Raw genomic sequence first — 12,011 nt, forward strand, 5'->3', positions numbered from 1 at the left:
GAGTCGCCCATGCAGTTCTTATCCCAGCCTCACGGATGTCCCGGGTGGGACGGTGAAATGGCCCGGCGTATCCGGGCATATGATTGGCGCCAGACTGAACTGGGCCCTATCGAACATTGGTCTGCCAGCCTGCGCAGCGCTGTTCAAATATTGTTGGCTTCGCCGTTGCCGATGGTCATGTTATGGGGCCGCCAGGGCTTCATGATCTACAACGATGCCTACGCCGAGTTCGCCGGCGGGCGCCATCCCTATCTGCTGGGATGCGCGGTGGAGCTGGGTTGGCCGGAAGTGGCCGAGTTCAATCGTCACGTGCTGGACGTATGCCTGGCCGGGGGCACGTTGTCCTATCGCAGCAAGGAACTGGTCCTGTTGCGTGATGGCAAGCCCGAAGATGTGTGGATGGACCTTTTCTACAGCCCGGTACCCGACGATGACCAGGCACCGGCCGGCGTGCTGGCGATTGTCGTGGAAACCACCGAGCTGGTCCTGTCCGAGCGGGCTCGCCAGGCAGCGGAGCGCAGCTATCGCGCCGTCAATGAACGCATCCAGCTGGCCCTTTCGGCCGGGCCGCTGCTGGGCTCTTTTGTCTGGGATGTCCAGGCCGACACGCTGTCCGGGGACGAGCGTTTCGCCCGCACGTTCGACTACCCGCCAGACACGCCGCTGGAGGCGTTGCCCATCGAGATTGCCCGCCAGCGTATTCATCCCGATGACCTTGACGAGGTCAATCAGCGCATTGACCTGACCTTGCGCACCGGTTCGACCTTCAATGCCGAATACCGGGTGCGACGCCCCGAGGGCGATGACCTGTGGGTGCAGGCCAGCGGTCGATGCGAGTTCGATGCGTTGGGCAAGCCCCTGCGTTTCCCCGGTGTGCTGATTGACATCAACGAACGCAAGATCGCCGAAGCGTCGTTGCTCAGGTTTACCCGTGACCTGGAGCAGCGGGTCGCCGATGAGGTCCAGGCGCGGCTGGCGGCCGAAGAGCAGTTGCGCCAGTCGCAGAAGCTCGAGGCCATTGGCGGACTCACCGGCGGCGTCGCCCATGACTTCAACAACCTGCTGCAAGTCATCGCCGGCAACCTGCACCTGCTGGCACGTCACGAGCCGGACAATGCCAATGTGCAACGCAGGATCAGTGCTTCCATCGAGGCGGTGGAGCGGGGTGCCAAGCTGTCATCGCAACTGCTGGCCTTCGCCCGTCGCCAGCCGCTGTCACCGGCGGTCTACAACCCCCGGCGCATCTACGACGACCTGGAGGAATTGCTGCAACGGGCCTTGGGCGAGACCATCCGGATCGATGTGACCCTGCCCGACGAGCCCTGGTGCATCCATGTGGATCGCAACCAGTTGGAAAATGCCCTGCTGAATCTGGCGATCAATGCCCGCGATGCCATGGGCGGCGATGGCACCATCCAGATACTGGGCGAGAACATCGTGCTCGACGAAGCGTCTTGTGCCGGCAAAGGCATCCCGGCGGGCGAGTATGTGCGGTTGTCGGTCATCGACAGTGGCACAGGCATGCCGCCCGATATTCTCAAACAGGTATTCGAGCCGTTCTTCACCACCAAGACCGATGGCCAGGGCACCGGGTTGGGCCTGAGCATGGTGTTCGGGTTCGTCAAGCAGAGCGGCGGGCATATCGAGATCGCCAGCGACATGGGCAAGGGCACGCGGGCGCAGATGTACTTTCCTCGCAGCTATCAGCCTGAAGCCGGTGAACAGATCCACGACTACACGCCGCAACCCGGCAGGCATGAGACGATCCTGGTGGTGGAGGACAACGATGCGGTGCGCAGTGCATCGGTGGAGTTGCTCGAGCAGTCCGGCTATCGAACCCTCACCGCCGCCAATGCCGACGCGGCCATGAAGCTGTTGCTCGAAGGCGTCAAGGTGGACCTGATTTTCACCGACGTGGTCATGCCCGGCCTGATCAAGAGTTCCGACCTGGCGGCCTGGGCCAAGGTGCAGACGCCGCCGGTGCCGGTACTGTTCACGTCAGGTCACACACGGGACATCATTTCCCGCAACCATCAACTGAGTCCCGATACCCATCTGCTGAGCAAGCCCTATGGGCCGGACGCGTTGACCCGTATGGTCCGGTCGGTGCTTGGCGGCTGATCGCACCACCGCAAACAAATGGAACCGAAGCCGTTGCGTTCCCTTCGAATGATCAAGGCCGGTCATCAACCGGCCTCTGTCATGAAGAGGTGCCCATGAGCGACGATCGTGCAAACACGGCGCAACAAGGTCAGACGCAGAACCCGTCACCCCGCAACGACCCGGCCATCGATCCCCAACTGCCCGATGCCAAGCCGGTCAGCCCGGCTGGATCGGACCAGGCCCAGAGCGCTGCCGAGGAGGTCGATCAGAAAAGACATCACCAGGAAAACGACAACACCTTCAGCCCGGGTTTCAAGCCCGATCCTGACCGGCCGAAGTCCGGCGATGACACTGACGCCGATATCGACACCGACGGCGGTTGACCGATCTGCGCAAAAAAGGCTCGTCCTCCTGGGAGGACGAGCCTTTGAGTACAGTCAGGAAGAGATTACTTGCTGGGGTGCGCGGCCTGGAGTTTCTTGGCCAGTTCCAGGTGGTGCTGCAGATCCGGCAGCATCTTCTGGGCGAACGCCTTGAGCTCGGTGTTGCCGGGCTTCTTGTCGTCCGTCACGGTCTCGGCTTCTTTCTTGAACAAGGTGATGGTTTCTTCGTGGGCCTTGACCTGATTGTTGGCATAGGCGGCATCGAAGGATTCGTCGCGCATGTCAAGAATCTTGGCCTTCGCTTTCTTCACCAGGGTGGTTTCGTCCGGCACTTCGATGTCGTGCTTTTTCGCCAGGGTCATCAACTCCTGGTTGGCCTTGGTGTGGTCGGCGATCATCTTGTTGGCGAACTCCTTGACGTCCGCCGATGCGCTTTTTTCCAATGCCAGTTTGCTGGTTTCGATTTCCGCAATGCCGCCGGCCGCCGCGTTGTCGACGAAGTCGTTGGAACTCGCGGCCCATGCCATGCCCATGCTGGTACTCAGGGCAACTGCCAGACCGAGTTGACGCAGGGTAAATCCGTCCATAGGTATTCTCCAAACAGGTTGTACAAGTGATCTTGATGTCACTGTTCAATGGAGAGCGACGTGTGGACAAAGGTTTGATCGCAAAGCGATACGGTACGACGAACGGTCACCGCTGGTCGGATTGGCGGTCGACAGAACCCGGTCGGCAAGGCCATCCTGATGGTTGAGGCGTCCCTCAAAGGCGCCTGTCATTGACCGTCAGAAGGAGGTGTTCCATGCCGGTGTCCCATGATCTGTGCCAGGATCTCAAGTGCGAAAAAGACCACATCCAGCAAAAGCGCAGCGAGAATCCAAGACTCGACTCGCTGCTTCAAAAATACTCCCAGCTTGATGCCGAGGTGGTAGACGCCGAGAAACCGACGTCCGCCGCACTGTCCGACGTTGCCCTGGAGACGCTCAAGAAGAAACGATTGCAGGTCAAGGACGAGATCATGGAGCACTTGCGCAAGTAACCTGATGGCGCGGGGGCTGTTTCCGTGGTGGGATTCAGCGAAACGTCGCACCGCTCCGCGGACTGCAAAGCGGCCCCCGCTCTTTAACCCAATGCATCAACTCAGCGGATCCCAGCGCTGGGACCAATCGCTGCCGCTCTTGACGACTGTACGCAGCACATCGAACGCCTGTTGCAACGCTGCCGAATCCCGGTCCCGGGAATAGACCAGGTAAGTCGGATAATTGAATTCCGGTGCCTTGGGCACTCGTTCCAGGATGCCGCTGTCCAGGTAGCTCTGCACGACCCGCGTGCGGAAGTAGCCGCTGCCGCCGTTTTCCAGGATGTATTGCAAGGCCAGGGGGCCGAGGTTGAAGGTGACGGCAGCCTTGGCCTTGTCCGGCAGGGCGGTGTCGTGCTGATGACGGAAATCGATGCCCCAGTCGATGTACACGTAGGGCTCCGGGCAACTGGCCAGCCGCACCAGGATCAGTTTTTCTTCCAGCAGCTGTTCAACCTGCAGTCTCGGCCAGTATTCGGGTTGATACACCAGCGCGGCATCCAGCAGGCCCAGTTCCAGCTGTTGCAGCAGTTTCTCGCCGTCGCGGATGTCCATGCGCAAGGCATGGCCGGGAATCGCCTGGCGCAGTTCACGGGCCCAACTGAGCATCAAGGGATTGCACAGGCTGACCTCGCCGCCGATGTGCAGGACATTGCGATAGCCCTCGGGCAGGGGCAGGTCCCGACGAGCCGCTTCCCAGGTCTGCACGAGCTGATTGGCGTAGACGACGAAGGCTTCACCGTCGGTGGTCAGTCGCGCACCGGCTCGGTTGCGCACGAACAGCGCGCAACCGAGCTGGCTTTCCAGTTTCTGTACCCGAGCTGTAATCGCCGTCTGGGTGACATGCAGCTTGTCGGCCGCTGCGGCGAGACTGCCGTGGCGGACAATTTCCAGGAAGGTGCGGGCGAGATCGATGTCCATGGTCGGGCCGATGCGGGGGGAGCGGGCATTGTAAGAGCTGGCACGCCTCCCCGATACCGACAATCACTGGACGGCTTCGGTCTCCGTCATCCGCGCCCATGGCGCAACCAGGCGTTCCGGCGTGCGACAGGCCTTGCGTTTGAACACGAAGTTGCGGCACTTTTCGGCGAAACCGTGGCGATTCTCCACCATGTCGCGCTGCATGTGCTGCAGCTCGCCATCTCGACACGCCTGGATCGCCGACAGGCTTCGTTCGGCCTTGCGGGCCCGGATGGCTTCGTAGGCGGGGTCGTGCCAGGCCCCGTTGGCCCGTTGTAGTAACCACAGGCCAAACTCGTCGGGGCAGCGTGGACCGATCTCCTGGACCATCCCATAGCGCAACGCCTGGCGGGCACTGATGGGCAGGCAGTCGTGGGTCAGTGTCCAGGCCCGGTCCGGCCCGACTGCGCGAGGCAGGCTGTAGGTCCAGTATTCGGAGCCGTACAGGCCCATGGTTGCGTAGTGGGGATTGAGCACGATGTCACTGCGAGCCAGCACGACATCGGCGGCCAGGGCCAGCATCACACCGCCCGCACCGGCATTGCCCGTCAGGCCGCTGACCACCAACTGCCGGGCGCTCAACAACTCAAGACAGACATCGTCGATGGCCTGGATGTTGGCCCAGGCCTCCAGACCCGGTTGGGCGGCGGCCTGGATCACGTTCAGATGCACACCGTTGGAAAAACTGCCACGCCCGCCGCGGATCAACAGCACCCGAGTATCCCTGGACTTGGCCCAGCGCAGCGCGTCCACCAGGCGCCGGCATTGCTCGGTGCTCATCGCGCCGTTATAGAACTCGAACGTCAGTTCGCCCACCTCGCCGCATTCCCGGTAGCGAATGGGTTGATAAGCCTCGTCGCTGAACGGCTCTCGGGCCAACGAACTGTCGAGCACCGGGACGCCATCGAGTTGCCCCGACAGGACATGACGCGCCGGCCGCTTGAAGGTCTGTTCGCCGGGTTGCGGTTTGGGGCGCAGGGCGCCAATCCAGAGGCTCGCGTCACCGGTTGCCACCAGCACCGCATCGTCACGCACGGCTAGCAGTGTGCCAGGCAGGCCGCGGCGGCCATCCAGGTGAGCGTCATACAGGTAGAACTGGCCGCCGACCAGGCTCGCCAGCACGCCTGGCTGGCCATCGGCGGCGTCGATGCAGCGCTTGATAAACACGGCGCTGTCGTGCCAGCTGAATGTACGGTCGTCCTGGGTCATGTTCGGTCGCAGGCGCCCGACCACGTCATGGCGGCTGTAATCCAGCGGCACCGGGACGAAACCGCCGGCAAACTTTTCCACGACTTCGCGGATGCAGCGGATGGCCGCATCGCTGACCGGGCCGTTATACAACTCTGATTTGCGCAGACCTTCGGGCAAGTTGAACTCGCAGCTGGCCCAGATCGGCCCGGCGTCCATTTCCTCCACTGCTTGCAACGCCGTGACGCCCCAGCGTTCGGGTTGCCCCATGATGGTCCAGTCCAGCGCGCTGGCACCGCGATCACCGACGATGCCCGGGTGGATGATCACCACCGGCCGGCGGGGATTACGCCACAGTTGTTCGGGGACCCGGTCCTTGAGAAAGGGGCAGATCACCAGGTCGGCCCCGCTGTGTTCGATTTGTCGGCACACCGAATCCGGATCGGTGAACAGCACCACGCTGGGACGATGACCGGCCTCGCGCAGGTCCAGCCATGCACGTTGGGTCAGGCCGTTGAACGCGGTCGATAGCAAAATGATTTTCAATGTGGGCATGAAATTCCCTTCCTTGAGATAAACGAGTGCCAGCTCCCGATGAGCCGTCCTTGGCATCTGATGGAGGCGCTAAGTTAGCGGTTGAAAGGCGAGGGGCAACTGACCGGGATCAAGGTTGCGTGTGCTGGGCGAAATCGGGGGAGGCAGAAACGCGAATCCCGCCACGGGGGCGGGATTCGTTACAGCCGAGGGCACCCTGGGAGGGTGCGCAGGCTCAGGCCGGGAACAGCTCGGAGAGCTTCATCGACAGCATCATGTCGCCTTCGACACGCAGTTTGCCGCCCATGAACGCTTGCATGCCGTCGGTTTCACCGCTGACGATGCCCTTGAGGGTGTCGCTGTCCATCACCAGCGTGCAGTTGGCGTCGGCATTCTCGCCTTCCTGCAATTCACAGGTACCGTCCTTGACGATCAGGGCGTACTGCTTGTCTTCGTCGGTGATGTTGAAACCGAATACCAGGTCCAGGCCGGCAGCGGCAGCTGGGTTGAATTTTTCTTTCATCTTTTGTACGGCGTCGACTACGGAGGTCATGGTTTCGATCCTTATCGGGTTGATACAGCAAGGGTCTACGATTAATTCGGCCTCAACGGTAGGTGATGAGGTCCGGGGTCTTCAGCAGTTGCAGATGAGCATGGCTGTTGAAGGAAGCCAGGGCCACGTCGCGCCCCCTGAATTTCAGGTGGTTGAGCGAGGTGTTGACGATTTGCCAGTTCAGTTCGAAGGCCTGTCGGGCCGGTATCCGGGTGATCAGGTGGAGCAGGGCGGTAATTGTGCCGCCGGACGTGAACACGGCGATCTTGTGGCTGTTGTCGGCCTGTTCCAGGATGCGCTGCAGGCCGGCCTGGACCCGCTCGACGAAATCCAGCCAGCTCTCCAGCCCGGGCGGGTCGTACTGGCCGCTGAGCCAGCGCTCGACCACCAGCGCGAAGATGCGCTGGAATTCGGCGCGGTTCTGCGCCGCATTGCGCAAGATGTACAGGGCCTCGGGTTCCTGGGGCAGCATGTCCGGCAGCAGGGCTCGGATCACGGCGTCGGCATCGAATTCGTTGAACGCGGAGTCGGTTTCCATCTCGGGAACCGGCAGCCCGGCGGCGGACATCTGGCCCAGGGCGCCGGTGGCGGTATCCTGCTGCCGACGCAGGTCGCCCGAGAGGCAACGATCGAACACGACACCCAGCTCCGCCAGGTGGTTACCCAGCACCTGTGCCTGGCGTACGCCATTGGGTGAAAGGACATCGTAGTCGTCCGCACCAAAGGAGGCCTGGCCATGTCGAATCAGATAGATACTGCCCACGTCCGCGTCATCCCGGTACGTTGAAGGTTTGGCGAGGTTATGAGGATGACGGTGAGCTGTCAATGAAAAAACATACGCTTGTTTGAAATGTCCGTTACAGCCTTGTCCTGCCTGGTCCGGGCTTAAGGTAACCACAGGTTTCCCGGCTGGTAGCGACGCAGGCGCATGGGTATGCTGGGAGCGTTTAATGTCCGCCCTCGAGCGGCGAGTCGAGAATCAATTAGGAGTGATCGTGGAGTTCTTTATCGAATACGCCGGCTTTCTGGCCAAGACCGTGACGCTGGTCATCGCCATCCTGGTGGTGCTGGCCAGTTTTGCTGCCCTGCGCAGCAAGGGGCGGCGCAAGTCGGCCGGCCAGTTGCAGGTGAGCAAACTCAACGATTTCTACAAGGGGCTTCGCGAGCGCCTGGAACAGACACTGCTGGACAAGGATCAGCTCAAGGCCCTGCGCAAGCGCGAAGGCAAGGCTGAGAAAGCGCAGAAGAAACAGAAGGAAAAACCGACGGCCAAGCCCCGGGTGTTCGTGCTGGACTTCGACGGCGACATCAAGGCGTCGGCCACCGAGAGCCTGCGGCATGAAATCACCGCGCTGTTGACCCTGGCAACGCCCAAGGACGAAGTGGTGCTGCGCCTGGAAAGCGGTGGCGGCATGGTGCACAGCTATGGACTGGCCTCGTCGCAACTGGTGCGGATCCGTCAGGCCGGCGTACCGCTGACCGTGTGCATCGACAAAGTCGCGGCCAGTGGCGGGTACATGATGGCCTGCATCGGCGAGAAGATCATCAGCGCACCTTTCGCCATCCTCGGCTCCATCGGCGTCGTGGCCCAGTTGCCGAACGTCAACCGCCTGCTGAAGAAGCATGACATCGACTTCGAAGTCCTGACCGCCGGCGAGTACAAGCGCACGCTGACGGTGTTCGGCGAAAATACCGAGAAAGGCCGGGAGAAATTCCAGCAGGACCTGGACATCACCCACGACTTGTTCAAGAGCTTCGTGTCCAACTACCGCCCGCAACTGGCCATTGATGAAGTGGCGACCGGCGAGGTCTGGCTGGGTGTCGCCGCACTCGGCAAGCATCTGGTGGACGAGTTGAAGACCAGCGACGAATACCTGGCCGAGCGCGCCAAGAGCGCCGAGCTGTACCACCTGCACTATGCCGAACGCAAAAGCCTGCAGGAGCGCGTCGGCATGGCTGCCAGCGGCTCAGTGGACCGTGTGCTGTTGAGCTGGTGGAGCCGGTTGACCCAGCAGCGGTTCTGGTAACTCTGCTCTCAATCCCTGTGGGAGCGAGCCTGCTCGCGATAGCAGTCTGTCAGTCACTGCAGCATCGACTGAATCACCGCCATCGCGAGCAGGCTCGCTCCCACAGGGGCTTTGGTGGTTGCCGGAAAATGAAAAAGCCCTGAACCGGAATATCCGGATCAGGGCTTTTTCATTACGGCGGATTCAGCGGCGACGAAACAGCGGCAGCGGTTCGTCAGTGGCGGCCTGGTAGGTCACCGAGAAGTCCTTGAGGCTTTCGAGGGCTTCGTAGGGGTCCTTGTCGGCGCGCAGGGCGAACGCGTCGAAACCGCAGCGGCGCATGTAGAACAGCTGGTCGCGCAGCACATCGCCAATGGCCCGCAGTTCGCCCTTGAAGCCGTAGCGATCACGCAGCAGGCGGGCGTTGGAGTAGCTGCGGCCGTCGGTGAAGGCCGGGAAGTTCAGGGCGATGACCTGGAGCTGATTGGCGTCGTCGCCGATCTCTTCCGCTTCTTCGTCGGCATCCAGCCACACGCCCAGGCCGCCATCGCGGGCTTTGAGGGCGCGAGAATGATCACGCCACAGGGCCAGGGGGACGATCAGGTCGTCGCAGTTGGAAATACCATCGAGGGTCGCGTCCTTCGGCAGCAGGTGCCAGGTCTCGTCGATGACCTCGTTGTTCTTAATGATTCGCTGCATAGACGCGTTCCTTGAAGAGGTCGATGCCGATACGTTGGTAAGTGTCGATGAAACGCTCGTCTTCGGTACGTTGTTCGATGTACACGTCGATCAGCTTCTCGATCACGTCTGGCATATCGTCCTGGGCAAACGAAGGCCCGAGGATCTTGCCCAGGCTGGCGTCGCGGCTGCCGCTGCCACCCAGGGAGACCTGGTAGAACTCTTCGCCTTTCTTGTCCACGCCCAGGATGCCGATGTGGCCGACGTGGTGGTGACCGCAGGCGTTCATGCAACCGGAAATGTTCAGGTCCAGTTCGCCGATGTCGAACAGGTAGTCCAGATCGTCGAAACGGCGCTGGATCGATTCGGCGATCGGGATCGACTTGGCGTTGGCCAGGGAGCAGAAATCGCCGCCCGGGCAGCAGATCATGTCGGTCAGCAGGCCAATGTTCGGTGTGGCGAAACCCTGCTCGCGCAACTCGCCCCACAGGGTGAACAACTGGCTCTGTTCGACGTCGGCCAGGATGATGTTCTGCTCGTGGGACGTGCGCAGCTGACCGAAGCTGTAGCGGTCGGCCAGATCGGCCACGGCGTCCAGCTGCTTGTCGGTGATGTCGCCCGGCGCAACACCGGTCGGCTTCAGGGACAAGGTGACCGCGATGTAGCCAGGCTTCTTGTGGGTCAGGGTGTTGCGGCTGCGCCAACGGGCGAAGCCCGGATGTTCCTTGTCGAGTGCTGCGAAGTCCTGGTTGTCCAAGGCCTTGTATTGCGGGTCGACGAAGTGTTTGGCCACGCGGTGGACTTCAGCTTCGGTCAGGGTGGTCTGGCCGCCACGCAGGTGAACCATTTCGGCTTCGACCTTCTCGGCGAACACTTCAGGTGTCAGGGCCTTGACCAGGATCTTGATCCGCGCCTTGTACTTGTTGTCGCGACGGCCATAGCGGTTGTACACCCGCAGGATGGCGTCGAGGTAGCTCAGCAGGTCCTGCCAGGGCAGGAACTCATTGATGAATGCACCCACCACCGGCGTGCGACCGAGGCCACCGCCCACCAGCACGCGGAAGCCCAGCTCGCCCGCAGCGTTGTAGACCGCCTCCAGGCCGATGTCGTGGACTTCGATGGCGGCGCGGTCCGAGGTCGAGCCGTTGATGGCGATCTTGAACTTGCGCGGCAGGTAGGCGAATTCCGGGTGGAACGTGGTCCACTGACGGACGATCTCGCACCATGGACGTGGGTCGATCAACTCATCGGCCGCGACACCGGCGAACTGGTCGGTGGTGACGTTGCGCAGGCAGTTGCCGCTGGTCTGGATCGCGTGCATTTGCACGGTGGCCAGCTCAGCCAGGATCTCGGGGACATCTTCCAGGGCCGGCCAGTTGTACTGGACGTTCTGCCGCGTACTGATGTGGGCGTAGCCCTTGTCGTAGTCGCGGGCAATCTGGGCCAGCTTGCGCACCTGGCGTGCGGTCAGTTGGCCGTAAGGCACCGCCACCCGCAGCATCGGGGCGAAACGCTGGATGTACAGGCCGTTCTGCAGGCGCAGAGGGCGGAATTCTTCTTCGCTCAGCTCGCCTGCCAGATAGCGTCGGGTCTGATCACGGAACTGCTTGACGCGGTCCTCGATGATCCGCTGATCGTACTCGTCATATACGTACATATAAGTCTCGGTCTCAGGCTTGGGCCGATCAGAAACAGCTGCGTATTGGCTCGCTGGAATCGGGTTCTGCCTCGGCAATTCTGCGCGCACGGCCGCGCACTCCTAAAGGAGCCGGTGCACGATACCTGTTTTGAGTTATGCGCAAAAGTGATGTTTGAGTATATGTAAAGAACCAAATGACCTAATGGGGTCTATCGGCATGGAACCCACATTTGTCGTATGGGCAATCATCGTCTTAACTGTGGTCGAGTCCCTATGCAATCACCTAAAAAACCGACAAGAGGCGATGCAATGAGCAATCCGACCAAAGCAAGGAAAAGCGACAGCACTGTTGATGCCTGGGCCATTCTGTTCCTGATAATCCTGGTGGTAGGCACGGCGGTGTTCTGGGTCAGTCATCAGTAATCGGTCGTCCAACGCAATAAAAACCTGTGGGAGCAAAGCCTGTGGGAGCAAAGCTTGCTCGCGATGATCGATGACGCGGTCTCGACCGTGTCGTTTGCGTCGCGAGCAAGCTTTGCTCCCACAGGCTCGCTCCCACAGGGATTGATGTGCAGGAAGATCGTTCTATAGCCCCGCCAGATGCACCACCAGCTTGACGATGCCAAACAGCGTCAGGGCGAAGATCACCGTGAACGCGATCCCCAGGATCACGAAGTGACTCGGTTTGCCGTGGGTGAAGTCACGGGCGCGGTTCTTGCCGCTCTGCACGCCAAAGGCGGCGGCCAGTACGCTGTGCATCATCTGCAGCAGGGTTGGCGGCTTGTTGTCGACTGGATCGTCCATAAATCCCTCGTCTGCCATGGGTATGGGACAAGCATAGACAACCCGTGAAAAAAAGGATCACGGCCGTTGCCGACCGTGATCCTTC

At 61.3% G+C, this 12,011-nt stretch carries 12 protein-coding genes; 4 read left to right on the plus strand and 8 right to left on the minus strand.

The window, feature by feature from the left end:
• The first annotated feature begins 9 nt into the window (after positions 1 to 9).
• Positions 10 to 2,121, plus strand: a complete 2,112-nt coding sequence (locus tag PCOSP_RS11080; RefSeq protein WP_139641931.1) for an ATP-binding protein — start codon at positions 10 to 12, stop codon at positions 2,119 to 2,121.
• 95 nt (positions 2,122 to 2,216) lie between these two features.
• Complete coding sequence (locus PCOSP_RS11085) at positions 2,217 to 2,486, plus strand: hypothetical protein (protein WP_464711156.1); 270 nt, start codon at positions 2,217 to 2,219, stop codon at positions 2,484 to 2,486.
• 65 nt (positions 2,487 to 2,551) lie between these two features.
• Here PCOSP_RS11085 and PCOSP_RS11090 read toward each other — a convergent pair whose 3' ends face one another.
• The gene (locus tag PCOSP_RS11090) at positions 2,552 to 3,073 is read right to left on the minus strand and encodes a DUF4142 domain-containing protein (protein ID WP_139641935.1); all 522 of its coding nucleotides are present in this window, start codon (positions 3,071 to 3,073) and stop codon (positions 2,552 to 2,554) included.
• 215 nt (positions 3,074 to 3,288) lie between these two features.
• On the opposite strand from PCOSP_RS11090, the gene PCOSP_RS11095 reads away from it, so the two are divergent.
• Positions 3,289 to 3,525, plus strand: coding sequence for a YdcH family protein (locus tag PCOSP_RS11095; RefSeq protein WP_024781383.1), 237 nt, complete (start codon positions 3,289 to 3,291; stop codon positions 3,523 to 3,525).
• A 96-nt stretch (positions 3,526 to 3,621) separates the two neighbouring features.
• On the opposite strand, the gene PCOSP_RS11100 is transcribed toward PCOSP_RS11095, so the two are convergent.
• From PCOSP_RS11100 to PCOSP_RS11115, 4 genes are all read right to left on the minus strand, one after another.
• On the minus strand, positions 3,622 to 4,485 hold the full coding sequence (locus tag PCOSP_RS11100) for a LysR family transcriptional regulator (protein ID WP_464711157.1): 864 nt from the start codon (positions 4,483 to 4,485) through the stop codon (positions 3,622 to 3,624).
• Positions 4,486 to 4,548: 63 nt separating this feature from the next.
• Positions 4,549 to 6,267: a hydrogenase maturation protein gene (locus PCOSP_RS11105; RefSeq protein WP_464711158.1), complete on the minus strand. Its 1,719-nt coding sequence runs from the start codon at positions 6,265 to 6,267 to the stop codon at positions 4,549 to 4,551.
• Between the two features lie 214 nt (positions 6,268 to 6,481).
• Entirely contained in the window at positions 6,482 to 6,799 is a 318-nt protein-coding gene (locus tag PCOSP_RS11110) for an SCP2 sterol-binding domain-containing protein (protein WP_265067143.1), read from the minus strand.
• Positions 6,800 to 6,851: 52 nt separating this feature from the next.
• Complete coding sequence (locus tag PCOSP_RS11115) at positions 6,852 to 7,562, minus strand: histidine phosphatase family protein (RefSeq protein WP_464711160.1); 711 nt, start codon at positions 7,560 to 7,562, stop codon at positions 6,852 to 6,854.
• Positions 7,563 to 7,794: 232 nt separating this feature from the next.
• Here PCOSP_RS11115 and sohB point away from each other — a divergent pair, with 232 nt between their 5' ends.
• Positions 7,795 to 8,826 carry a protease SohB gene (sohB, locus tag PCOSP_RS11120; RefSeq protein WP_139642504.1) on the plus strand — a complete coding sequence of 344 codons (1,032 nt, stop codon included), beginning with the start codon at positions 7,795 to 7,797 and terminating at the stop codon, positions 8,824 to 8,826.
• Between the two features lie 183 nt (positions 8,827 to 9,009).
• On the opposite strand, the gene PCOSP_RS11125 is transcribed toward sohB, so the two are convergent.
• From PCOSP_RS11125 to PCOSP_RS11135, 3 genes are all read right to left on the minus strand, one after another.
• Complete coding sequence (locus PCOSP_RS11125) at positions 9,010 to 9,504, minus strand: DUF934 domain-containing protein (protein ID WP_139641944.1); 495 nt, start codon at positions 9,502 to 9,504, stop codon at positions 9,010 to 9,012.
• Positions 9,488 to 11,140, minus strand: coding sequence for a nitrite/sulfite reductase (locus tag PCOSP_RS11130; protein ID WP_139641946.1), 1,653 nt, complete (start codon positions 11,138 to 11,140; stop codon positions 9,488 to 9,490). Before PCOSP_RS11130 ends, PCOSP_RS11125 begins: the two co-directional genes overlap by 17 nt.
• A gap of 567 nt (positions 11,141 to 11,707) precedes the next feature.
• A complete protein-coding gene (locus PCOSP_RS11135; RefSeq protein WP_024781254.1) occupies positions 11,708 to 11,926 on the minus strand; it encodes a DUF2970 domain-containing protein in 219 nt (72 codons plus the stop codon).
• Positions 11,927 to 12,011 lie beyond the last annotated feature (85 nt).

It is taken from the genome of Pseudomonas sp. MAFF 730105, from assembly GCF_055380705.1.

Excerpts from the sequence above, each read along its gene's own strand:
- PCOSP_RS11135 (WP_024781254.1), bottom strand. The coding sequence starts at position 11,926 with ATGGACGATCCAGTCGACAACAAGCCGCCAACCCTGCTGCAGATGATG.
- PCOSP_RS11130 (WP_139641946.1), bottom strand. The coding sequence starts at position 11,140 with ATGTACGTATATGACGAGTACGATCAGCGGATCATCGAGGACCGCGTC.
- PCOSP_RS11095 (WP_024781383.1), top strand. The coding sequence starts at position 3,289 with ATGCCGGTGTCCCATGATCTGTGCCAGGATCTCAAGTGCGAAAAAGAC.
- PCOSP_RS11090 (WP_139641935.1), bottom strand. The coding sequence starts at position 3,073 with ATGGACGGATTTACCCTGCGTCAACTCGGTCTGGCAGTTGCCCTGAGT.
- PCOSP_RS11105 (WP_464711158.1), bottom strand. The coding sequence starts at position 6,267 with ATGCCCACATTGAAAATCATTTTGCTATCGACCGCGTTCAACGGCCTG.
- PCOSP_RS11125 (WP_139641944.1), bottom strand. The coding sequence starts at position 9,504 with ATGCAGCGAATCATTAAGAACAACGAGGTCATCGACGAGACCTGGCAC.
- PCOSP_RS11100 (WP_464711157.1), bottom strand. The coding sequence starts at position 4,485 with ATGGACATCGATCTCGCCCGCACCTTCCTGGAAATTGTCCGCCACGGC.
- PCOSP_RS11080 (WP_139641931.1), top strand. The coding sequence starts at position 10 with ATGCAGTTCTTATCCCAGCCTCACGGATGTCCCGGGTGGGACGGTGAA.
- PCOSP_RS11085 (WP_464711156.1), top strand. The coding sequence starts at position 2,217 with ATGAGCGACGATCGTGCAAACACGGCGCAACAAGGTCAGACGCAGAAC.
- PCOSP_RS11110 (WP_265067143.1), bottom strand. The coding sequence starts at position 6,799 with ATGACCTCCGTAGTCGACGCCGTACAAAAGATGAAAGAAAAATTCAAC.